Source organism: [Flexibacter] sp. ATCC 35208, from assembly GCF_001975825.1.
In the GTDB taxonomy this organism is placed as follows: domain Bacteria; phylum Bacteroidota; class Bacteroidia; order Chitinophagales; family Chitinophagaceae; genus Chitinophaga.
The window spans coordinates 1-481 of record NZ_MTKN01000282.1; the positions used below are offsets into that span (position 1 = coordinate 1).

1 protein-coding gene is annotated in these 481 nt (G+C 36.2%); it reads left to right on the plus strand.

Features of this window, described 5'->3' with window-relative positions:
* Window positions 1-481: translation initiation factor IF-2 N-terminal domain-containing protein (locus BW716_RS35535; protein ID WP_179091437.1), on the plus strand; the 481-nt coding region annotated here is incomplete at both ends.

A 481-nucleotide genomic window follows, 5' to 3' on the forward strand; every position in this document is an offset into this window, starting at 1 on the left:
GTGGAAAATCAAAAGCTGCTAAATACAGAAGAGATAAAAGAGATACGCACCGTCAGAAATCTGATGAGGAGCAAAGGGCACTTGATGAAGGAAGTAAAACTATTAAAGTTACTGAGTTTGTTACTGTAGGTGAAATTGCTATCATGATGGATGTGCCGATTACTAAAGTAATTGGAACTTGTATGTCTTTAGGTATCATGGTAACCATGAACCAACGTTTAGATGCTGAAACATTAACTATTGTAGCAGATGAATTTGGTTACGAAGTTGAGTTTATTACAGTTGATATCGAAGAAGCTATTGAAGTAGTTGAAGATAAAGAAGAAGATTTAGTTGTCAGAGCACCAATTGTTACTGTAATGGGTCACGTCGATCACGGTAAAACATCTTTGCTGGATTATATTCGTAAAGAAAATGTTATCGCTGGTGAGTCTGGAGGTATTACACAACACATTGGAGCTTACGGAGTAACTTTAGATAA